Origin of the sequence: Primorskyibacter flagellatus, from assembly GCF_014638275.1 — a bacterium.
Classification (GTDB): domain Bacteria; phylum Pseudomonadota; class Alphaproteobacteria; order Rhodobacterales; family Rhodobacteraceae; genus Pseudooceanicola; species Pseudooceanicola flagellatus_A.
Map to the genome: position 1 here is coordinate 1044585 of NZ_BMFJ01000001.1, position 20314 is coordinate 1064898.

A 20314-nucleotide genomic window follows, 5' to 3' on the forward strand; every position below is an offset into this window, starting at 1 on the left:
ATGGCGGCGACCGGCGACAGGATCACCCTCGGGGGGGCACCCGAAGGGTTCGACGCCTCTCTGGTGCTGGCCGAGGTGGCGCGGCGGGGCGGCCCGGTGCTGCATGTCGCGATCGACGACAAGCGGATGGCGGGCATGGCCGAAGCCCTGCGCTTCTTCGACCCGTCCATGCCGGTCGTGCAGTTTCCGGCCTGGGATTGCCTTGCCTATGACCGGGTATCGCCGAATGCCGACATTTCCGCCACGCGGATGGCGACCCTCGCGGCACTGGTGCACGGGATGCCGGAGCGGTTCGTCCTGCTGAGCACCGTCAATGCGGTCACGCAGCGGGTGCCGGCCCGGGAAGTCCTTCGGGAGGCCGCCTTCACCGCCCGCGTCGGGGACCGGATCGATGAGGCGGCGCTGCGCAACTTCCTTGTCCGCATGGGGTTCTCGCAAAGCCACTCGGTGACGGAACCCGGCGACTATGCGGTGCGCGGCGGCATCGTCGACATCTATCCGCCGGGCGAGGGCGGGCCGGTGCGGCTCGACCTGTTTGGTGACGTGCTGGACGGGGCGCGCCGCTTCGATGCGGGGACGCAGCGCACGACGGAAAAGCTGGACATGGTCGAACTGGCCCCCGTGTCCGAGGTCATCCTCGACGACGCCGCGATCACCCGGTTCCGCCAGAACTACCGGATCGAGTTCGGCGCGGCCGGCACCGACGACCCGCTGTACGAGGCGGTGAGTGCGGGGCGCAAGCATCAGGGCGTCGAACACTGGCTGCCCTTCTTCCACGACAGGCTGGAGACCCTGTTCGACTATCTGACCGGTGCGTCGGTCATGCTGGACGATCAGGCGACGGCGGTCCGGCTGGCGAGATGGGAGACGGTCAGGGACCAGTACGAGACCCGGAAGCTGGCGCTGGAAAAGCGCGACCGGCTGGATTCCGTCTACAAGCCCGTGCCACCTGCGCTTCACTACCTTGACGAAGCAGCGTGGGAGGCTGCGGTGGCCGGGCAGCGGCTGGTTCAGATGTCGCCCCTTCCGCGTGCCTCCGGCCCCGGCGTGGTGGACGGCGGCGGGCGGGTCGGGCGCAATTTCTCGCCCGAGCGGCAGCTGGAAAACGTCAGCCTGTTTGGAGCTTTGGCGGATCATGTCCGCAGGAAGATGGCGGAGGGGCCGGTCGTGGTCGCCTCCTATTCCGACGGGGCGCGCGAACGGCTGGAGGGGCTGATCGCGGATGAGGGGCTCGTCGGCGCGGTCTCAATCCGCGATGCAGGGGGGATCACCAGATCGGGCCTGCACCTCGCCGTCTGGCCTCTCGAGGCCGGGTTCGAGGGGCCGTGGAAGGATCGGCGGCTGACCGTGATCTCGGAACAGGACGTCCTGGGCGACCGGCTGATCCGGGGCGCGCGTCGCAAGCGGCGGGCCGACAACTTCCTGACAGAGGCGCAGTCGCTGTCCCCCGGTGATCTGGTGGTGCATGTGGACCACGGCATCGGGCGCTATCTGGGGATGGAGGTCATTACCGCGGCGGGCGCTGCGCATGAGTGCCTCGTCCTCGAGTATGCCGAGGAGTCAAAGCTTTACCTGCCCGTCGAGAATATCGAACTTCTGTCCAAGTACGGGCATGAGGAGGGGCTTCTCGACCGGCTTGGCGGCGGGGCGTGGCAGGCGAAGAAGGCGCGGCTCAAGGAACGTATCCGCGAGATGGCGGACCGGCTGATCCGTGTGGCCGCCGAACGGGTCTTGCGCAAGGCACCGATCCTCGACCCGCCCGACGGGGCGTGGGACGCGTTTCAGGCGCGCTTTCCCTATCAGGAGACAGACGATCAGCTGTCGGCCATTGCCGATGTGCTCGGGGACCTCGAATCCGGGCATCCGATGGACCGTCTGGTCTGCGGCGACGTCGGCTTCGGTAAGACCGAGGTGGCGCTGCGGGCCGCCTTCGTCGCAGCCATGTCGGGCGTGCAGGTGGCGGTTATCGCGCCGACTACCCTGCTGGCCCGCCAGCACTATCAGGGTTTTGCCGAACGCTTCCGTGGTTTTCCGCTTACCGTCGCTCCGCTGTCGCGCTTCGTGTCGGCCAAGGATGCCGAAAAGACGCGGGAAGGCCTGGCCAAGGGCACGGTCGACATCGTCATCGGCACACACGCCCTGCTGGCAAAGGGCGTGCGGTTCAAGAACCTCGGCCTGCTGATCGTGGATGAGGAACAGCGCTTCGGCGTCGGCCACAAGGAGCGGCTGAAGCAGCTGAAATCCGACGTGCACGTCCTGACCCTGACCGCGACGCCGATCCCGCGGACCCTGCAGCTGTCGCTGTCAGGCGTTCGGGACCTGTCGATCATCGGCACACCGCCGATCGACCGGCTGGCTATCCGGACCTACGTGTCGGAGTTCGACGCCGTCACGATCCGTGAGGCGCTGCTGCGGGAACGCTATCGCGGGGGGCAATCGTTCTATGTGGTTCCGCGCATTACCGATCTCGCGGAGGTTGAGGATTTCCTGAAGCGTGAAGTGCCCGAGGTCTCCTATGTCACCGCCCATGGGCAGATGGCGGCGGGGGAGCTGGACCAGCGGATGAACGCCTTCTACGACGGAAAGTTTGACGTCCTGCTGGCGACCACAATCGTCGAGTCGGGCCTCGATATCCCGACGGCGAACACGATGGTGGTGCATCGGGCGGACATGTTTGGCCTGTCGCAGCTTTACCAGATCAGGGGGCGGGTCGGTCGGGCAAAAACGCGTGCCTATGCATACTTGACGACTAAACCTCGGGTAAAACTTACACCTTCCGCAGAAAAACGCCTGCGGGTTCTGGGGTCTCTGGATACCCTCGGGGCCGGGTTCACGCTGGCCTCCCAGGACCTCGACATACGGGGTGCGGGCAATCTTCTGGGCGAAGAACAGTCGGGCAACATGCGCGACGTGGGCTACGAACTGTACCAGACGATGCTGGAAGAGGCGATCGCCAAGATCAAGGCGGGCGAGCTAGAAGGGCTGACCGAAAGCGACGATCAATGGGCGCCGCAGATCAACCTAGGCGTGAGCGTTCTGATACCGGAAGACTATGTTCCCGACCTCGACCTGCGGCTTGGTCTGTATCGCCGGCTGTCGTCTCTCAGCACGAAGGTGGAGCTTGAAGGGTTCGCCGCTGAACTGATCGACCGGTTCGGGAAACTGCCGAAAGAGGTGAATACCCTGCTGCTGATCGTGCGCATCAAGGCGATGTGCAAACGGGCAGGGATCGCCAAGCTCGACGGCGGGCCGAAGGGGGCGACGATCCTGTTCCACAACGACAAGTTCGCCAACCCCGCCGGTCTGGTGGAGTTCATCAAGGATCAGAAGGGGCTGGCCAAGGTGAAGGACAACCGGATCGTGATCCGCCGGGACTGGAAGAACGACGCGGACAAGATCAAGGGTGCCTTTGCCATCGCGCAGGACCTGGCGAAGAAGGTGGACCCGGCCTGACGTCAGGATTGGTCTGGCGGCGCGCCCATATTGGCCCTGTCGGCAAGACCATTCCGATCCTAGGCTCTTCTCAGCGGCCGGACCTTCCCGGTCGGCATTCCAGGAGGGACCGCCTTGCCCGTACTCGACCGCATCGAGCTTTATCTTGTCCGGACTCCGCTGCCTGCGCCGCACCGGCCGTCCTGGATCCCCGGTCTGGTGCGCACGCAGGTGTCGATGATCCTCGCGCGGTTCATCACCGACGAAGGTGTGGAGGGCTGGAGCGGTTTTCCCGCTTCGGGGCGCGAGCGTGCGGGGCTGGGGGATCAGCTGTCCGGTCTCTTTCTGGGGCAGGACATTACGGATATCGACTTTGTCGCCGAACGCATCGGGATCATGGCGGCGGGCGGCAGTTTCAACTGGTGGATCGAGCCGGCCTTCTGGGACATCAAGGCGAAGATGGCGGGCGTTCCGCTTTACAGGCTTCTTGGCGGCACGGACGACCGCATCCCGCTGTATGCTTCGGGCGGAGAGATCAAGGACCTCGGCGCCCGGCGCGAGGAGGCGGAGGCGCGTCTGTCCGAAGGGTTCACCACCATGAAGGTCCGGGTGCACGATTTCGATGAGGCTGTGGATATCGCACAGATCACGGATATCGCGCAGCACATGCAGGGCCGGATGCGGATCGCCGTCGACGTCAATCAGGCCTTCCGTCTGACCGCGAGCGGCGATGCGCCCCAGTGGTCGCTGGATCGGGCGAAACGGTTCTGCGACGCCGCCGCCGATGCCGGTCTGGCCTGGGTGGAGGAGCCGCTGTTCGGCGAATGGCACGAGGAGATGGCTGCGCTTTCCGCCTATTCCCGCGTACCGGTGGCGGGGAGCGAACTTCACCTCATGGGCTATTCCGAGGTCGCGCGGATGATGCGGATGGGGTGCTATTCGATCTACCAGCCGGACGTGATGTGGGCGGGCGGGGTCGGCCAGGTTATGAAACTCGGCCAGTTGGCGAAGGAGATGGGCACAAGGTTCACGCCGCATTGCTGGTCGAACGGCTTCGGCTTCATCGCCAACGCCCATGTCTTCGCGGCAAGCGGCTTTGCGGCGACGGAGTTGTTCGAATACCCGCTCGCTCCTCCGGGATGGATCCCCGAGGCGCGTGACATGATCTTCACCGCGCCCTTCCTGCACGAGGACGCCTGGTTCCACATGCCACAGACGCCCGGGCTGGGGTTCGATATCGACATGAAGGCTCTGGAGACCCACGGGCGCTGCTACTACCGCGCCAGCCGCAGGGAGGTGCACTGGATGCCGGAGGTGCTCGCCGACTGGTAGGCTCCGGAATGGGTCTTGCCATTCGCCGCGCAGTCCCCGACCCTCGGGTCAGGGAGGAATGCGGCGATGAACCAGCAAAGTGCCATCGGATCGGACGACCGGCTGACGCAGATCGACCATACGCTCGACGTGCTGATCGTCGGTGCGGGGATCTCGGGCATCTGTGCTGCGCGGTACCTGAAGGTCGACCGGCCGGGGGACAGCTTTGCCGTGCTCGACGATCAGGAGAGCTTTGGCGGAACCTGGCAGACGCATCGCTATCCGGGCATCCGGTCGGACAGCGATCTGCATACTTTCGGCTATGGGTTCAAGCCCTGGGTCGGCCCCCCTATCGCGACGGCGGAGGAGATCCGGGCCTACATGGGCGAGACGATCGCGGAAAACGATCTGGGTGATGCGATCCACTATGGCTGGCGGGTCGGCTGGGCGGAGTGGTCGTCGCGCGACAGCCTGTGGACGGTCGAGGCGGTCCGCGCGGCCACCGGGCAACGCGTGCAACTGCGTGCGCGGTTCCTGTGGATGTGCCAGGGATACTACCGGCACTCCAGGGGCTACACGCCGGACTGGCCGGGGCTGGACGACTTCGGCGGCGACGTGATCCACCCGCAGCACTGGCCGGAGGACTACGACTATTCCGGCAGGCGCATGGTGGTCATCGGCTCCGGCGCGACCGCCGCGACGCTGGTGCCGAACGTGGCGGAGGAGGTGGCGCATGTGACGATGCTCCAGCGTTCCCCGACGTGGTTCGCGAGCGAGCGGAACGAAATCACCATCGCCAGCCAGTTGCGCAACCTGCAGGTGGACGAGGCCTGGATCCATGAAATCGTGCGGCGGCAGATCCTCGTCAACAGCCGGGACTTCGCCACCCTCTGCTTCGAAAAGCCCGAACAGGTGAAGGCGGACCTGCTGGAAAATGCGCGCAAGGCGCTTGGCGACGACTATGACCTCGCAACCCATTTCACGCCGACCTACGACCCGTGGCGGCAGAGGCTGGCGCGGATTCCGAACGGCGATCTGTTCAAGGCGATAGCCTCTGGCAAGGCCTCCGTCGTGACGGACCATATCGAACGGTTCGAAACCGGGGGAATCCGCCTGCGTTCCGGCACGCTGCTTGAGGCGGATGTGGTGGTGACGGCGACCGGTTTCGACCTCTGCGCCTTCGGGGACATCGATTTTGCGGTGGACGGAAGGCCGGTCGATTTCCATGACACGGTCGGATACCGGGGCATGATGTTCACCGGCGTGCCGAACCTGGTCTGGGTGATGGGCTACTTTCGGTCGTCCTGGACGCTCAGGGCAGAGATCATCGCGCAGTTCGTGACGCGGCTTCTTGGCCATATGCGGGACCGGCAGGCGGCGTCGGTCGTGCCGCAGGTGCCCGATCCCGAGATGGAGCTGTTCGACTGGGCCGAGGAAGACGACTTCAACCCCGGTTACCTGATGCGTGGGCAGCATTTGCTGCCGAAACGTGGTGCGGAAACGGAATGGAAGCTGTCACAGGACTACTGGGTCGAAAAGGACGAATTCGCCGCCATCGACCTTGAAAGCGAGGTCTTCCGCTACGGCTGACCGCAGCAGGAGCTCATCGCCGCCTGCGCGCAGAAGCAGGAGGCCGCGACCTCCGTATCCGCCCGCGCCAGCGCAAGGTCAAGCCGCTGTCGGACGGCGGGCAGTTCGATCCGGTCCCCGCGCGCGGCAAGGCAGTCGTGCAGGCCTTTGAGGGACCAGACGTTGTCGGGGTGGATGCAGGCGCGCCGCAGGCCGGGGAGGAGACCGAGGTCCTCGCGATAGACCTGCTCTGCCTCCGCCTCGTGGCCCTGTTCGAAGAGCAATGCGCCAAGCGCGTGGCGGGTCGGCTGCATCCAGCCCCAGGGTTCGTCGTAGCGCAGCCCGTCGTCCAGCGCGACGGCGCGGCGCAGGGTGGCAAAGGCCTCATTGAACCGGCCCTGCCGATAGAGGATCTCTCCGCGCAGCATCTCGCGCGCGACCGCCATCAGATCGACCACGCGATTGGTGTGCAGCCAGCGGGTTTCGGGCACCTCGGCGGTCAGGAATTCCTGTTCCATCGCAAGCGCCTCATCCACCTGTCCAATCGCGGCATGGGCCAGCGCCTTTGCGTAGAGCAGGGTGGCGTTGAGCGTGGCGTGCAGGCCGGGGTTGTCGGGAAGGGGCATCGCCAGCAGCTCCCGCCAGCGGCCGAAACGGATCAGGACATGCGGCTCCATCGCGAGATAGGCCTCGAAGTAGTCGGCCATGGGCGGTGAGGTGATTTCCAGCATCCCGGGCGGGGTGGTGTCGCGCAGACCCTGCACCGCCTTCATCGCCGGGGCCATCTGACCGAGGAACAGCGCACCGTAGATGATGAAGTGGTAATTATGCATCCGGTAGCCGGTGTAGAGGTTCACGGCCCCCGCGCGGTCATGGTACTTCAGGTCGGCCTCCACCGCGCGTTCGTTCCAGAAGACGGCGTTGTGGTAGTGGCCGCACTGGATGTCGATGTGCGTGGGCATGTGGACAAGGTGCCCGGCATCGGGAACCAGCGTGCGCAGGACGTCCCCGGCGGGCAGGGCGGCTTCGGGCGTGGGCGACATCTCCATCAGGTGCACGTAAAGGTGCAGCAGTCCGGGATGCGCCATGCCGCCGGGCAGGGCGAGCGCGCGTTCCAGCAGGGCGCGGCATTCGGCGGTGTCCGCCCCTTCGGCCGGGGCACCGGTGACCAGGTCCCACATGGCCCAGGGCGTGCGGTTCATCATCGCTTCGGCGGTGAGCGCGGCAACGTCGGGATGGTCGGGGAAGCGGCGCAGGACATCGCGCATGGCACCGGCGAAGGCGTCGGTGCGGGGGGACATGTCCTTTTGCGGGGTCGCGGCCGGGTAACGGGCGGGCAGGGCGCGGATCAGCGCGGCCTCGACCGGCGTGACGCGGTCGGCGTGGGTCAGCGCGGTTTGGGTCGCGGGATAGGCGAGGTCCAGCGCGGACTGGCGCATGGCGGCGTCCATCAAATCCCAGTCCATGTTGTAATTGTTGCCGGCCGCATGGGCGATGCCCCAGTGGGCCATGGCGCAGTCCGGGTCGTGGTCGAGCGCGCGGCGATAGCAGGCAATCGCCTCTTCGTGGTTGAAGCCGTAGGTCCAGGCGAGGCCGCGGTCGAACCAGATCTGCGCCTCCTCCGATCCGGTGGTGACGGACAGGCGGTAGGTCCCGAGGTCGTAGTAATCGTCGCGCATGTCTGGCCCCGCGTTGTTCCGGCGGAGGCTAGCACCGCAAGCAAAGCCGTGTCAGCCGAGAAAGGCGCGGATCTTCGGCGCGATCCAGTCCCAGAGCGCCGGTGCGCCACGCCGGACAGGCCGTCCGACCCGCTGATCAAGCACATCGAAGGTGACGCTGTAGGTTGTCCAGGACCCGCCGCCGGAGGCGAGGTTCAGGTTCGGTGGCTGGAACCGGTCGAGCGATTTGGCAAAGACGGCGTCGGGTGTTTCGGCGGCTTCGAACTCCTGCCACAGGGCCAGCATCTCCTCGGCCTGATCGTCGGGGAGGAGGCCGAAGATACGTGCGGCGGCGGCTTGTTCGGCGGCGTCGGTCAGGGCCTGTCCTTCGGCAGTCTGGGCGTAGATGGGGACGTCGCCGGCGTCGATCTCCACGATATCGTGGATCAGCAGCATGCGGATGACACGATCAATCGCCACACCCGCGGGCGCATGTTCGGCCAGAACGAGCGCATAGAGCGCGAGGTGCCAGGAATGTTCGCCGGAGTTTTCGGGCCGCGATCCGTCGCCGATCGGGGTGGCGCGCAGGACGGTGCGAAGCTTTTCGGCCTCACCCAGAAAGGTCATCTGGGCGTCAAGGCGACCGTCGGGGTCGCTCACGTCTCCGGGGCCTTGTGCTTCTTGATATAGGCCATGGCCTGGCGTGCGGCGAGGCGGACGCGGACCTCGGTCAGGAAGGCTTCTTCCAGGGTCTGGGAGGCGGAGCCGATCAGGTCGCCGACCTCAACGTAGAAGCGTTCGTTGCCGGTCTGGTCCATGACCTTCAGCGCCTCATCGGCGAGCTTGGAGGCGATGCGGTCTACTGTGGCGGACATGAAAAGGGGCCTTCCTTGCGGTCGGCCCCTTGTGACATGGGTCTGCGAACAGGTCCAGCGCTCAGCCGCGGCGGCGGCGCAGCGCGCCCATCCCGGCAAAGGCACCGGCGAGCAGCAGGGCAGAGGCCGGTAGCGGCACGGCGTTCAGGCCCATGACGACGTTGTCGAGACGCCCGTAGTCGCCACCGTCCTGATATTCGCCGCGGATCCAAAGACTGTCGAGGTCGGACAGCACAGCCAGAATCTGCGCATCGGTCGCAACCGAGGAGCCGATCATCCAGGCGAAGGAGGAATCGAGCGCGATGCTGTAGGAGGTGAAGGCCGTGCCGGGATGGGCGTGGTTGCCGGTGATCGTCATGCCGCCACCCGTCAGGATCAGTTCGTCCCGGTCGAAGGGGTTCGACGTGGTGTTCTGGTAGAGGTCGTAGGACAGGGTCTGTCCGAAGGCCGCCGCCTTGTTGCCCAGGAATTTGGTCGGAGCGACATAGTACCAGGTGCCGCCGTTGGCCTGGTCCGTGGCTTCGAGGTACCCGGCCGCGTTCCAGCCCTTCGGGGCCTTGGTGTCGCCGGAGAAAGTCCAGCCCTCATCGTCGGTGTCGAAGGTCGACGTGACCGAGGAGGCCTGGGCAACGCCTGCGGTCAGGCAGAATGCGAGTGCGGCAATATACTTGAACATGCAAATGCTCCTTGTTGAAAACGGGCGGAGATTTGCATGTCAGGGGTCTGCGCGCAAGGGCTTGCGCGCAGGACTCAGCGGCTCGTTTCGGTAAGCCGGCGCTTCACGTAGTCCGACACCGTGCCGATCATCGTGTCCATGTGCGGGTCCTCGAAGAAATGGCCCGCCCCGTCGATCTGTTCATGGGTGACGGTGATGCCCTTCTGTTCCTGCAGCTTGCCGACCAGCGCCGTGGTGTCCGCGGGCGGGGCCACGCGGTCGTTGGTGCCGTTGATGATCAGGCCCGAGGACGGGCAGGGTGCGAGGAACGAGAAATCGTACATGTTGGCAGGCGGCGAGACGGAGATGAACCCGGTGATCTCGGGACGCCGCATGAGCAGCTGCATGCCGATCCAGGCGCCGAAGGAGAACCCCGCGACCCAGCAATGCTTGGAGTTGTTGTTCATCGACTGCAGGTAGTCGAGCGCGGAGGCGGCGTCGGAGAGCTCTCCGATACCCTGATCGTATTCGCCCTGCGACCGGCCGACACCGCGGAAGTTGAAGCGCAGAACGGTGAATCCCATGCGATGGAACGCATAGTGCAGGTTGTAGACCACCTTGTTGTTCATCGTGCCGCCGAACTGCGGATGCGGGTGCAGGATGATGGCAATCGGAGCGTCGCGTTCTTTCTGCGGGTGATAGCGGCCTTCGAGGCGGCCTTCGGGACCGGGGAAAATGACCTCGGGCATCAACGTCTCCTGTTTGGCGCTCGATTTCTTGACTACTTTGGTCAAGCACCTTAGAAAGATTCTAAAGCCGGGCCAGAGGCTCGGCGGACGGGCTGGGAGCGAGATAAGCTGTTGTTCCGGCAACGTCAATGAATTCGCGATTCGGTCGCGGGCGGTCAATGCAGGATGGTCGGTCATGAAACTCAGCACCAAGGGGCGATATGCGATGGTCGCGCTGGCGGATATTGCGCTGCAGCCTGCAGACGGGCTCGTGACGCTGGCCGGGGTGTCCAAGCGTCAGGACATCTCCCTGCCGTATCTTGAACAGCTGTTCGTCAAGCTGCGCCGCGCCGGGCTTGTGGAATCGGTGCGCGGTCCGGGGGGCGGATATCGGCTGGCGAGGGCTGCGTCGGACATCCGGGTGATCGACGTGCTGGCCGCTGTGGACGAGACGATTGACGCCATGCACAAGGGCGCGGGGGCCAGCGGCGGCCTGTCGGGCAGCCGGGCCCAGTCGGTGACCAACCGGCTGTGGGAAGGTCTGTCGGCGCATGTCTATGTTTTCCTGCACCAGACGCGGTTGTCGGACGTGGTCGGCAACGGGCTTGCACCCTGTCCCGCCGTTCCGAATCTGTTCGCCGTGGTGGACGAGGAGGACGCGTGATGGCGTTGGCGTGGCACGGGCTAAGGGGGCGCTGCCCCCTTCTTGAGCCCGTGCGGGCCCAATTCATCCCCCGGGATACTTTCGGCAAGATGAAGGGGCGGCCGTCGTGAGCCGGGTCTACCTAGATCATAACGCGACGATGCCGTTGAGGGCCGAGGCGCGGGCGGCGATGATCTCGGCGATGGATGTCGCGGGCAATCCGTCTTCCGTGCATGCAGAGGGGCGTGCGGCGAAGGCGCTGATCGAGAAGGCGCGCGCGCAGGTCGCGCGGGCGTTCGGGGCGGAAGGGGCGGATGTCGTCTTCACCTCTGGTGCGACGGAAGCGGCGGCGCTGGCCCTGGCCGGGCGCGATCTGCAGGGCGCTGCGGTGGAGCATGATGCTGTGGCCGGGCATGTGACCGGCGACATCGGTGTGGACGGGGCGGGGCGGATCGCCCCCGCGCCGGTGATGCAGCTGGCGAATTCCGAAACCGGGGTGGTGCAGGATCTGCCTGCGGGGGTGGAAGTCTGCGACGCGACGCAGGCGTTCGGTAAAATTCCCGTGGCGTTCAACTGGATCGGCTGCCGGATGGCTCTTATATCCGCTCACAAGATCGGCGGTCCGAAGGGGATCGGCGCGCTTGTTCTGCAGCGCGGGACGGATGTGGCGGCCCAGCTGACAGGCGGCGGCCAGGAGATGGGCCGGCGGGCCGGGACGGAGAATGTCGTCGGGATCGCCGGGTTCGGCGCGGCGGCAGAGGCGGCGATGCGCGACCTCGACGCCGGTGTCTGGGACCGGGTGCGGGACCTGCGCGACGCGCTGGAAGCGCGGCTGACGGGTGAGGCGGAGGGGCTGGTGATCGCTGGCACAGCGGCGCCCCGGCTGCCGAACACCTCCTGCCTGATCTCGGCCGGGTGGAAGGGCGAGACGCAGGTGATGCAGATGGATCTGGCGGGGTTTGCCGTGTCGGCGGGATCGGCCTGTTCCAGCGGCAAGGTCCGGGAAAGCCGGGTGCTGCGGGCCATGGGATATGACGCGGTTCAGGCGGCGAGCGCGATCCGCGTTTCGCTTGGGCCGGAGACGACGGAAGATGAAATCATGCGCTTTGCCGATCGCTGGCTGGCGCAGCGGGACAAGCACCGCGCCCGAGCGGCGTGAGCGGCCCGCGACAGAAAGGAAGGCTTGAGATGAGCATGACGGAAGAGCCGCAGGTCAAGGACGGCGTCGATCAGGAGACGGTGGATGCCGTCCGTGCCGTATCGACCTATAAATACGGCTGGGACACGGAGATCGAGACGGACTACGCCCCCATGGGGCTGAACGAGGACATCGTCCGCCTGATCTCTGAAAAGAACGGTGAACCGGAGTGGATGCTTGACTGGCGTCTTGAGGCGTTCGCCCGCTGGAAGACCAAGCAGGAACCGGACTGGGCGATGGTCGACTATCCCGAGATCGACTTCCAGAAGCAGTATTACTATGCCAGGCCCAAGAGCATGGAGGTGAAGCCGAAGTCGCTGGACGAGGTCGATCCGAAGCTTCTGGCGACCTATGAGAAGCTGGGGATCCCGCTGAAGGAACAGATGATCCTTGCCGGTGTCGAAGGGGCTGAGGATGCGCCTGCGGAGGGCCGCAAGGTGGCCGTGGACGCGGTGTTCGACTCCGTTTCGGTCGGGACGACATTCCAGGCGGAACTGAAGAAGGCGGGCGTCATCTTCTGTTCCATCTCCGAAGCGATCCGCGAGCATCCGGATCTGGTGAGGAAATACCTCGGATCGGTCGTGCCGGTGTCGGACAACTTCTATGCGACGCTGAATTCCGCCGTCTTCTCGGACGGGTCGTTTGTCTATGTCCCGCCGGGGGTGCGCTGCCCGATGGAGCTGTCGACCTATTTCCGCATCAACGCGGAGAACACCGGCCAGTTCGAACGTACGCTGATCATCGCGGACAAGGGGGCTTATGTCTCCTACCTCGAAGGGTGCACGGCGCCCAAGCGGGACACCTCCCAGCTGCACGCGGCGGTGGTGGAGATCGTTCTGGAGGAGGATGCGGAGGTCAAGTATTCGACCGTCCAGAACTGGTTCCCGGGCGACGAGAATGGCAAGGGCGGGATCTACAACTTCGTCACCAAGCGCGCCGACTGCCGGGGCGACCGGTCCAAGGTGATGTGGACGCAGGTCGAGACCGGGTCGGCGGTGACGTGGAAATACCCGTCCTGCATCCTGCGCGGCGATGACTCTCAGGGGGAGTTCTATTCGATCGCCATCACCAACAACTGGCAGCAGGCGGATACGGGCACCAAAATGGTGCATCTGGGCAAGAACACGAAGTCCCGGATCGTGTCCAAGGGGATTTCTGCCGGACAGGCCCAGAACACATATCGCGGGCTTGTTTCCATGCATCCGAAGGCGAAGAATTCGCGCAACTACACGCAGTGCGACTCTCTGCTGATCGGGGACAAGTGCGGGGCGCATACGGTTCCCTACATCGAGGTGAAGAACAATTCCTCCCGCGTGGAACACGAGGCGACGACGTCGAAAGTGGACGACGATCAGCTGTTCTATTGCCGCCAGCGCGGCATGGACGAGGAGGAGGCCGTGGCGTTGGTCGTCAACGGGTTCTGCCGCGAGGTGCTTCAGGCGCTGCCGATGGAGTTCGCCATGGAGGCGCAGCAGCTGGTGGCGATTTCGCTTGAGGGGTCCGTGGGCTGAGGCCCCTTGGAGTTGCCGATGAATGTCGACCTACATCCTGCCGGTCGTGCTGCTGATCGCGTCGAACGTCTTCATGACATTCGCGTGGTACGGGCATCTGGGGCACAAGACCGCGCCGCTGTGGATTGCGGTGATGGTGTCCTGGGGGATCGCGTTTTTCGAGTACTGGCTGGCGGTGCCGGCCAACCGGATCGGGCATCAGGTCTATACGGCGGCACAGCTAAAGACCATGCAGGAAGTCATCACGCTGGTGGTCTTCGCGGGGTTTTCGGCCTTCTGGCTGAAGGAACAGCTGTCGCTGACGACACTGGCGGGATTCGGGCTGATCGCCTGCGGGGCGGCACTGGTTTTCAGGGGGTAGCGGTATGATCATCACGACGACACAGGGCATCGAGGGCAAACGGATCACCGACTATCGCGGCATCGTGGTGGGTGAGGCGATCATGGGCGCCAACGTGGTGCGCGACTTCTTTGCCGGGATCACCGATATCGTCGGCGGGCGATCGGGCGCTTATGAGGCGAAGCTGCAGGATGCGCGGGACACGGCGATGCGGGAGCTTGAACACCGGGCCGCAGCCATGGGGGCGAATGCGGTCGTGGGTGTTGACCTCGATTATGAGGTGGTCGGGGATTCGATGCTGATGGTCTCCGTCTCCGGTACGGCGGTGGTGATCGGGTGAATGATGGCCGCCGCTGTCCATAAGGGGATCGAACGCCCTGAATTGAGCATGCCGGAGGCCGAGGCCGCCGTGCTGCGTCAGGCCTATGGGGCGACGGCGTCGATCCTGGAATACGGGTCGGGCGGGTCGACGGTGCTGGCCTCCGAACTGCCGGGCAAGACGGTCGTGTCGGTGGAAAGCGATGCGGACTGGGCGGCGATGATGCGCGGCTGGTTCGCGGAAAACCCCGGTGCCAGCCCGGTGGAGGTAGTGCATGCCGACATCGGTCCGACCAAGGACTGGGGCCATCCTGCGAGCCACGAGGGATGGCGGCGGTTCCCGTCCTATCCGCTCCGGGTCTGGGAACGGGGGATCGCGCCCGACGTGGTGCTGGTGGACGGACGGTTCCGTGTCGGCTGCGCGCTGGCGACGGCCTTCCGTACGGCGAAACCGGTGACACTGCTGTTCGACGATTACGCGGGGCGCAAGGCCTATCACCGCGTTACGGAGTTTCTGGGCCAGCCCCGCATGGTCGGGCGGCTGGCGATATTCGAGGTCACCCCGATGCCGGTCCCTGCGGACCGGCTGCTCAGGGTGATCGAACTGATCTGCGCGCCTCTCTGAGGCGGGTGACGAAAGGAAAGACGATGCTGAAGATCGAAAACCTCCAGGTGAAGCTGGAAGACGAGGACAAGCAGATCCTCAAGGGCCTGGACCTCGAGGTTGAGGCGGGCAAGGTGCACGCCATCATGGGGCCGAACGGGTCGGGAAAGTCGACGCTGTCCTACGTGCTGTCCGGCAAGGGCGGCTACGAGGTCACTGGCGGGAGCGCCACGCTGGACGGTGAAGACCTGCTGGAACTGGAAGCGGAGGAGCGCGCGGCGGCAGGTCTTTTCCTGGCGTTCCAGTACCCCGTGGAGATTCCGGGCGTCGGCAACATGACCTTCCTGCGCACCGCGCTCAACGCGCAGCGCAAGGCGCGCGGGGAAGAGGAGATGTCGGCGACCGATTTCCTCAAGTTCGTGCGGGAGAAGGCAAAGGCGTTGCAGATCGACGCGGAGATGCTGAAGCGGCCGGTGAACGTCGGCTTCTCCGGCGGTGAGAAGAAGCGGAACGAGATCCTGCAGATGGCGGTGCTCCAGCCGCGCATGTGCATTCTGGACGAGACGGATTCGGGCCTCGACGTGGATGCGATGAAGCTCGTGTCGGACGGGGTGAACGCGCTGCGCGACGCCGGGCGCGGGTTCCTCGTCATCACGCATTATCAGCGGCTTCTGGACCATATCAAACCTGACGTGGTGCATATCATGGCGGACGGGCGCATCGTGAAGACCGGCGGGCCGGAACTGGCGCTGGAGGTGGAGACCAACGGCTACGCGGACATTCTTGCGGAGGCGAAGTGATGGCGGCTCCGGCACAGCTTACCCGCCAGAAGCAGGACGTGACGGCGGCGCGTCTTGATGCGCTCGGCCCGGTTCCGGCGTCCGGCTGGTCTTCCGCAGCACGATCCTCGGCGCTGGACCGGGTGGTCCAGCAGGGCCTGCCGCATGCGCGGGACGAGTACTGGAAATTTACGCGCCCCGGCGGTCTGACCGACGCGATGGCCGCCCCGGCCGCGCTGTTCCGGGTCGAAGACACGCCGATCTTCGACAGGATCGACCGGGTCAGGCTGGTCTTTGTCGACGGCGTTTTCGATGCGGCGGCCTCCGACGATCCGGAACTGGCCGGGGTGCGTATTGACCGCCTGTCGCAGGTGGCCGGCGCGGACATCCACTGGGCGCAGGGTCTTTACGGCGTGCTCGAAGCGCGGGGGCAGTCGCCCGTGGCGCGGCCTCTGGCAGCGCTGAACACGGCCCATGCGACAGAGGGTGTGCTGATCCACGTCACGGGCAAGGCGCAAAAACCGGTTTCGCTGGTCTACGAGCGCAGTTCGGAAACGGCGGATGCAATCCTGCATCATGTCATCCGGATCGACGCGGGCGCGGAACTGACGCTGCTGGAAAATGGTCCGGCGGCGGCGCGCCTCAACAAGGTGATGGAGGTCGATATCGCCGATGGCGCCGCTTTCCACCACGTCCGCGCGCAAGGCCGCGATCACGAGCGGCAGGCGGCGACGCATATCTTCGCGCGGCTCGGACGGGAAAGCGTATTCAAGAGCTTCACTCTGACGGCCAACGGCAGGCTGACGCGCAACGAATGCGTGATAGAACTGACCGGGGACGACGCTGTGGCCCATGTCGCGGGCGCCTGTGTCGGCGATGGCGACTTCCTGCATGATGACACGGTCTTCATTACCCATGACGCGGTGAACTGCGAAAGCCGTCAGGTCTTCAAGAAGGTGCTGCGGAACGGGGCGACGGGCGTGTTCCAGGGCAAGATCCTGGTGAAGAAGGACGCGCAGAAGACCGACGGCTACCAGATCAGCCAGTCCCTGCTGCTGGACGGGGACAGCCAGTTCCTCGCCAAGCCGGAGCTTGAGATCTATGCCGACGACGTGGCCTGTTCGCATGGTTCCACCTCGGGCGCGATCGACGAAGATGCGCTGTTCTATCTGCGCTCGCGCGGGGTGCCGGAGGGCACGGCGACGGATCTCCTGACGCTCGCCTTCCTGGCCGAAGCGGTGCAGGAGATCGAGGATGAAGCGCTGGCGACGGAAATCGTGGACCGGCTGGAAGGCTGGCTGGAACGGCGCCGCACCTGATGTCGGTGATCCGGGACATCCTTGCCACCTATCGCGGACCTGTCGCGGTGCTGCGGCGGCGGCTGTCGGCCGGTCAGCGCGAAGATCGCGCACTGGCCGTGCTGATGGCGGGCTGTGCGCTGCTGTTCGTGGCGCAGTGGCCCAGGCTGGCTCGTGAAGCGCATCTGAAGGGCACGGACCTCGAAATGTCGCTCGGCGGTTCTCTGATGGCTCTGGTCTTCATCCTGCCGCTGATCCTTTACGGTGTCGCGGGGCTGAGCCACCTCATCGGGCGGCTTGGCGGCGGAAAGGGCGAATTCTATTCCGCGCGGATGGCACTGTTCTGGGCCGTGCTGGCGGCGGGACCTGCGTTTCTTCTCAACGGGTTGATGATCGGCTTTGCCGGGCCGGGGCCGCAGTCTGCCGTCACCGGGATACTGGCACTTGGCGCGTTTCTGTGGTTCTGGCTGTCTGGACTGATCGCGGTGGAAAGGGGCCGGGCATGACCTGGGACGAGGTAAAGGGACTGGCGGTGGAAACCGTGGTGACCCCCGCGGGTGCGGCGCGGCGTGTGGTGGCCTACGCGGCCCCGACAGGGCTGCTCTGGCAGGCGCTGGCCGTGGTGGCGGTGCTGCACGGCATCTACTATGGCCTGCTTCTTCCGGGGGCCGCGCGGTCCGGCCTCGTGTCGCCGGCGCTGGCGAACGCGCCGCTGATCGTCGCGGCCTGCATCTTCGCCTTCTTCGCGCTCATGGTGCTGCTGCTGGCCCATGCCGGACGGTTCCTTGGCGGTGTCGCGGATGTCCCGGCGATGCTCAAGGTCACGATCTGGCTTCAGGCGCTCCGGCTGTTGGCACAGGTCGCGATTTCCGCGATTTCGGTGATCAGCCCGCTGATCGGCTGGCTCGGCATGCTGGTGGTGGGGATCTGGGGGCTCTGGGTCCTGCTGTCGTTCATCGCCACCGCGCACGGGTTCGAGATCATCAAGGCGGTCGGGACGCTGGTCATGGCCTTCATCGTGCTGATCCTCGTCATGTCGATCCTGACAGCCGTTGCGGGCTTCGCGCCTCCGACCCCGACCGGAGACATCTGATGTATGACGTGAACGCGATCCGCGCGGATTTCCCGATCCTCTCGCGCGAGGTGAACGGCAAGCCGCTGGTCTATCTGGATAACGGGGCCTCCGCCCAGAAACCTCAGGTGGTGATCGACGCGGTGACGCGGGCCTATTCGCAGGAATATGCCAATGTTCACAGGGGCCTGCATTTCCTGTCCAACCTCGCGACCGAGAAGTACGAGAGCGTGCGCGCCAAGGTCGCCCGGTTCCTGAACGCCGGATCGGAGGATGAGATCATCTTCAACTCCGGCACGACCGAGGCGATGAACCTGATCTCCTACGCCTGGGCCGCGCCGCGGCTTCAGGCGGGGGACGAGATCGTGCTGTCGGTGATGGAGCATCACGCCAATATCGTGCCCTGGCACTTCCTGCGCGAACGGCAGGGGGTGGTGCTTAAGTGGGTCGATATCGAACCGGACGGGTCGCTTGATCCGCAGAAGGTGATCGACGCCATGGGTCCCAAGACGCGCATGGTCTGCGTGACCCACATGTCCAACGTGCTTGGCACCGTGGTCGATGTGGCCGCGATCTGCCGGGCCGCGCGGGAACGTGGCGTCGTCTCGGTCATCGACGGCAGCCAGGCGGCGGTTCACATGCCCGTCGACGTGCAGGCTCTGGGCTGCGATTTCTACCCGATCACGGGGCACAAGCTTTATGGTCCGTCGGGTTCCGGCGCGATGTATGCCCGCGCAGAACGGCAGGCAGAGATGCGCCCCTTCCTTGGCGGCGGCGACATGATCCGGGAGGTCACGAAGGATGCCGTGACCTGGAACGACCCGCCGATGAAGTTCGAGGCCGGAACGCCCGGTATCGTCCAGACCATCGGGTTCGGCGTGGCGCTGGACTATCTGACCGGTATCGGGATGGATCGGATCGCGGCGCATGAGGCCGATATCGCGGCCTATGCCACGGACCGCTTCAAGGGGCTGAACTGGCTGCAGGTCCAGGGGAACGCTCCGGGCAAGGGCGCGATCTTTTCCTTCACGATGGAGGGGGCGGCGCATGCGCATGACATCTCGACCATCCTCGACAAAAAGGGCGTGGCGGTGCGCGCCGGGCAGCATTGTACCGGGCCGCTGATGGAGCATCTGGGGGTCAATGCGACCTGCCGCGCGTCCTTCGGGATGTACAACACCCGCGAAGAGGTCGACGCGCTGATCGAGGCGCTGGAGCTGGCGCACGATCTGTTCGGTTAGACTGTCGTCAGCTCAGCTCGACGCAGGGCCGCCCGCCGCGGCTGCGAGGACCCGGCCCGTGTCATGCAGCGCGGCGGAAGAGCGTTGCGCCCGGGCACGGGCGACGCAGCCGTCAAGCGCGGCAAGAACCGTGACGGCAAGATCGCGGGGGGCGTCGGCGCCCCCGGCTTCCAGCGCCTCCGCCAGTTGGTCGGAGGCATCCCTATAGGCCTGCGAAACGCGGCTGCGCAACGCGGTTTCCGAAGGTTCGACCTCCTGCGCGAGCAGCGACAGAAGCGCACCCTGCGAATAATCATGCGCCTCGAGCCAGGCGGCGGTGTCCGTGAACAGCCGCAGGACCTGCTTGCTGGCTGGGATGCCGCCACTTGTGGCGCGGGCGAAACGGCCGGCCATCTCTTCGGCCAGCCAGTCGACGGCGGCGACGGTCAGCGCCTCTTTCCCGCCGGGGAAGTGGTGGTAGAGCGACCCCTTGGGCACCCCGGCGGAGGATAGGATCGCGGCGACGCCGGTCGCATGATAACCCTGCGACTGGAACAGAGCCGTGGCCGCGCGGATCAGCCGGGTGCGGGTTTCCTCGCCCTGGCGGGTCATGCCGCCCGGGGCCGACGCTGCGGCAGGATGGCGATGGAAGCGATAGCGGCGGCGACTTTTTTCGGCTCGCGACCCTCTGCCTCGCTCCAGACCTCGGCTTCCACTGTCGCCAGCGTCTTGCCGGAGCGGATGGTGTGAGCCTTCGCGCGCAGCAGGTCCCCCATGGCGGGGCTGAGGAAATGCAGCGTGAAGCTTGACGTCACCACGTCCTGATCGGCGGCCGCGGCACCGGCCCAGGCACAGGCCATGTCGGCCAGCGCGCCTATGCAGCCGCCGTGAACGTAGCCGTGGTGCTGACGAAGCTCCGGCTTGATCGGCACGATGATTTCGACCTTGCCGTCCCCGGCGGCGAGCCCCTGCACGCCGAACCAGGCGTTGAACCCCTGACTGCCGGAGCCAGCGTTGAGCCGCGCCAGCAGTTCAGGATTGTTCCAGTCGTACATCTTACCCTCCTGCACCTATCTCTGGACCACTCGGTCTAGTGTGGCGGA

General features: G+C 65.5%; 21 protein-coding genes. 14 read left to right on the plus strand and 7 right to left on the minus strand.

Going from position 1 to position 20314, the window contains the following annotated elements:
* The 3 genes from mfd to IEV87_RS05115 all read left to right on the plus strand — a co-directional run bounded on the left by mfd (position 1) and on the right by IEV87_RS05115 (position 6333).
* Positions 1-3453 (plus strand): transcription-repair coupling factor, encoded by a 3453-nt coding sequence (gene mfd / locus IEV87_RS05105; protein WP_188476580.1) that lies wholly within the window; start codon positions 1-3, stop codon positions 3451-3453.
* Positions 3454-3567: 114 nt separating this feature from the next.
* Positions 3568-4764 (plus strand): mandelate racemase/muconate lactonizing enzyme family protein, encoded by a 1197-nt coding sequence (locus IEV87_RS22960; protein ID WP_188476581.1) that lies wholly within the window; start codon positions 3568-3570, stop codon positions 4762-4764.
* 66 nt (positions 4765-4830) lie between these two features.
* The gene (locus IEV87_RS05115) at positions 4831-6333 is read left to right on the plus strand and encodes a flavin-containing monooxygenase (RefSeq protein ID WP_188476582.1); all 1503 of its coding nucleotides are present in this window, start codon (positions 4831-4833) and stop codon (positions 6331-6333) included.
* On the opposite strand, the gene IEV87_RS05120 is transcribed toward IEV87_RS05115, so the two are convergent.
* From IEV87_RS05120 to IEV87_RS05140, 5 genes are all read right to left on the minus strand, one after another.
* Positions 6324-7991, minus strand: coding sequence for a tetratricopeptide repeat protein (locus tag IEV87_RS05120; RefSeq protein ID WP_188476583.1), 1668 nt, complete (start codon positions 7989-7991; stop codon positions 6324-6326). The genes IEV87_RS05115 and IEV87_RS05120 overlap by 10 nt on opposite strands.
* A gap of 51 nt (positions 7992-8042) precedes the next feature.
* The gene (locus IEV87_RS05125) at positions 8043-8597 is read right to left on the minus strand and encodes an HD domain-containing protein (RefSeq protein WP_188478349.1); all 555 of its coding nucleotides are present in this window, start codon (positions 8595-8597) and stop codon (positions 8043-8045) included.
* Positions 8598-8626: 29 nt separating this feature from the next.
* A complete protein-coding gene (locus IEV87_RS05130; RefSeq protein WP_188476584.1) occupies positions 8627-8845 on the minus strand; it encodes a hypothetical protein in 219 nt (72 codons plus the stop codon).
* 61 nt (positions 8846-8906) lie between these two features.
* Positions 8907-9521, minus strand: a complete 615-nt coding sequence (locus IEV87_RS05135) for a laminin B domain-containing protein (protein ID WP_188476585.1) — start codon at positions 9519-9521, stop codon at positions 8907-8909.
* Between the two features lie 74 nt (positions 9522-9595).
* Positions 9596-10249 (minus strand): alpha/beta hydrolase, encoded by a 654-nt coding sequence (locus IEV87_RS05140; RefSeq protein WP_188476586.1) that lies wholly within the window; start codon positions 10247-10249, stop codon positions 9596-9598.
* Positions 10250-10424: 175 nt separating this feature from the next.
* Between IEV87_RS05140 and IEV87_RS05145 the strand changes: the two genes are divergently transcribed.
* The 11 genes from IEV87_RS05145 (at position 10425) to IEV87_RS05195 (ending at position 19232) form a co-directional block, all read left to right on the plus strand.
* On the plus strand, positions 10425-10892 hold the full coding sequence (locus tag IEV87_RS05145; RefSeq protein ID WP_188476587.1) for an Rrf2 family transcriptional regulator: 468 nt from the start codon (positions 10425-10427) through the stop codon (positions 10890-10892).
* Between the two features lie 106 nt (positions 10893-10998).
* Entirely contained in the window at positions 10999-12030 is a 1032-nt protein-coding gene (locus IEV87_RS05150) for a cysteine desulfurase family protein (protein ID WP_188476588.1), read from the plus strand.
* A 29-nt stretch (positions 12031-12059) separates the two neighbouring features.
* Complete coding sequence (gene sufB, locus IEV87_RS05155; RefSeq protein WP_188476589.1) at positions 12060-13580, plus strand: Fe-S cluster assembly protein SufB; 1521 nt, start codon at positions 12060-12062, stop codon at positions 13578-13580.
* Positions 13581-13602: 22 nt separating this feature from the next.
* A complete protein-coding gene (locus IEV87_RS05160; RefSeq protein WP_188476590.1) occupies positions 13603-13941 on the plus strand; it encodes a DMT family protein in 339 nt (112 codons plus the stop codon).
* A gap of 4 nt (positions 13942-13945) precedes the next feature.
* The gene (locus IEV87_RS05165) at positions 13946-14260 is read left to right on the plus strand and encodes a heavy metal-binding domain-containing protein (protein WP_188476591.1); all 315 of its coding nucleotides are present in this window, start codon (positions 13946-13948) and stop codon (positions 14258-14260) included.
* Entirely contained in the window at positions 14261-14863 is a 603-nt protein-coding gene (locus tag IEV87_RS05170) for a hypothetical protein (protein ID WP_188476592.1), read from the plus strand.
* 23 nt (positions 14864-14886) lie between these two features.
* Positions 14887-15642, plus strand: coding sequence for a Fe-S cluster assembly ATPase SufC (gene sufC / locus IEV87_RS05175; RefSeq protein ID WP_188476593.1), 756 nt, complete (start codon positions 14887-14889; stop codon positions 15640-15642).
* Positions 15642-16940 (plus strand): SufB/SufD family protein, encoded by a 1299-nt coding sequence (locus tag IEV87_RS05180; protein ID WP_188476594.1) that lies wholly within the window; start codon positions 15642-15644, stop codon positions 16938-16940. The genes sufC and IEV87_RS05180 overlap by 1 nt, the downstream gene beginning before the upstream one ends.
* Positions 16940-17425 (plus strand): YIP1 family protein, encoded by a 486-nt coding sequence (locus IEV87_RS05185; RefSeq protein ID WP_188476595.1) that lies wholly within the window; start codon positions 16940-16942, stop codon positions 17423-17425. The genes IEV87_RS05180 and IEV87_RS05185 overlap by 1 nt, the downstream gene beginning before the upstream one ends.
* Positions 17422-18012, plus strand: a complete 591-nt coding sequence (locus tag IEV87_RS05190) for a YIP1 family protein (protein ID WP_188476596.1) — start codon at positions 17422-17424, stop codon at positions 18010-18012. Before IEV87_RS05185 ends, IEV87_RS05190 begins: the two co-directional genes overlap by 4 nt.
* Entirely contained in the window at positions 18012-19232 is a 1221-nt protein-coding gene (locus IEV87_RS05195) for a cysteine desulfurase (protein ID WP_188476597.1), read from the plus strand. Before IEV87_RS05190 ends, IEV87_RS05195 begins: the two co-directional genes overlap by 1 nt.
* Positions 19233-19244: 12 nt before the next feature.
* Here the strand turns inward: IEV87_RS05195 and IEV87_RS05200 are convergent, their stop codons facing one another.
* Entirely contained in the window at positions 19245-19823 is a 579-nt protein-coding gene (locus IEV87_RS05200; RefSeq protein WP_188476598.1) for a TetR/AcrR family transcriptional regulator, read from the minus strand.
* A complete protein-coding gene (locus tag IEV87_RS05205; RefSeq protein WP_188476599.1) occupies positions 19820-20266 on the minus strand; it encodes a PaaI family thioesterase in 447 nt (148 codons plus the stop codon). Before IEV87_RS05205 ends, IEV87_RS05200 begins: the two co-directional genes overlap by 4 nt.
* Positions 20267-20314: the final 48 nt, after the last annotated feature.

Excerpts from the sequence above, each read along its gene's own strand:
- mfd (WP_188476580.1), top strand. The coding sequence starts at position 1 with ATGGCGGCGACCGGCGACAGGATCACCCTCGGGGGGGCACCCGAAGGG.
- IEV87_RS05115 (WP_188476582.1), top strand. The coding sequence starts at position 4,831 with ATGAACCAGCAAAGTGCCATCGGATCGGACGACCGGCTGACGCAGATC.
- IEV87_RS05120 (WP_188476583.1), bottom strand. The coding sequence starts at position 7,991 with ATGCGCGACGATTACTACGACCTCGGGACCTACCGCCTGTCCGTCACC.
- IEV87_RS05125 (WP_188478349.1), bottom strand. The coding sequence starts at position 8,597 with ATGACCTTTCTGGGTGAGGCCGAAAAGCTTCGCACCGTCCTGCGCGCC.
- IEV87_RS05130 (WP_188476584.1), bottom strand. The coding sequence starts at position 8,845 with ATGTCCGCCACAGTAGACCGCATCGCCTCCAAGCTCGCCGATGAGGCG.
- IEV87_RS05135 (WP_188476585.1), bottom strand. The coding sequence starts at position 9,521 with ATGTTCAAGTATATTGCCGCACTCGCATTCTGCCTGACCGCAGGCGTT.
- IEV87_RS05140 (WP_188476586.1), bottom strand. The coding sequence starts at position 10,249 with ATGCCCGAGGTCATTTTCCCCGGTCCCGAAGGCCGCCTCGAAGGCCGC.
- IEV87_RS05145 (WP_188476587.1), top strand. The coding sequence starts at position 10,425 with ATGAAACTCAGCACCAAGGGGCGATATGCGATGGTCGCGCTGGCGGAT.
- sufB (WP_188476589.1), top strand. The coding sequence starts at position 12,060 with ATGAGCATGACGGAAGAGCCGCAGGTCAAGGACGGCGTCGATCAGGAG.
- IEV87_RS05160 (WP_188476590.1), top strand. The coding sequence starts at position 13,603 with ATGTCGACCTACATCCTGCCGGTCGTGCTGCTGATCGCGTCGAACGTC.
- IEV87_RS05165 (WP_188476591.1), top strand. The coding sequence starts at position 13,946 with ATGATCATCACGACGACACAGGGCATCGAGGGCAAACGGATCACCGAC.
- IEV87_RS05170 (WP_188476592.1), top strand. The coding sequence starts at position 14,261 with ATGATGGCCGCCGCTGTCCATAAGGGGATCGAACGCCCTGAATTGAGC.
- sufC (WP_188476593.1), top strand. The coding sequence starts at position 14,887 with ATGCTGAAGATCGAAAACCTCCAGGTGAAGCTGGAAGACGAGGACAAG.
- IEV87_RS05180 (WP_188476594.1), top strand. The coding sequence starts at position 15,642 with ATGGCGGCTCCGGCACAGCTTACCCGCCAGAAGCAGGACGTGACGGCG.
- IEV87_RS05185 (WP_188476595.1), top strand. The coding sequence starts at position 16,940 with ATGTCGGTGATCCGGGACATCCTTGCCACCTATCGCGGACCTGTCGCG.
- IEV87_RS05190 (WP_188476596.1), top strand. The coding sequence starts at position 17,422 with ATGACCTGGGACGAGGTAAAGGGACTGGCGGTGGAAACCGTGGTGACC.
- IEV87_RS05195 (WP_188476597.1), top strand. The coding sequence starts at position 18,012 with ATGTATGACGTGAACGCGATCCGCGCGGATTTCCCGATCCTCTCGCGC.
- IEV87_RS05200 (WP_188476598.1), bottom strand. The coding sequence starts at position 19,823 with ATGACCCGCCAGGGCGAGGAAACCCGCACCCGGCTGATCCGCGCGGCC.
- IEV87_RS05205 (WP_188476599.1), bottom strand. The coding sequence starts at position 20,266 with ATGTACGACTGGAACAATCCTGAACTGCTGGCGCGGCTCAACGCTGGC.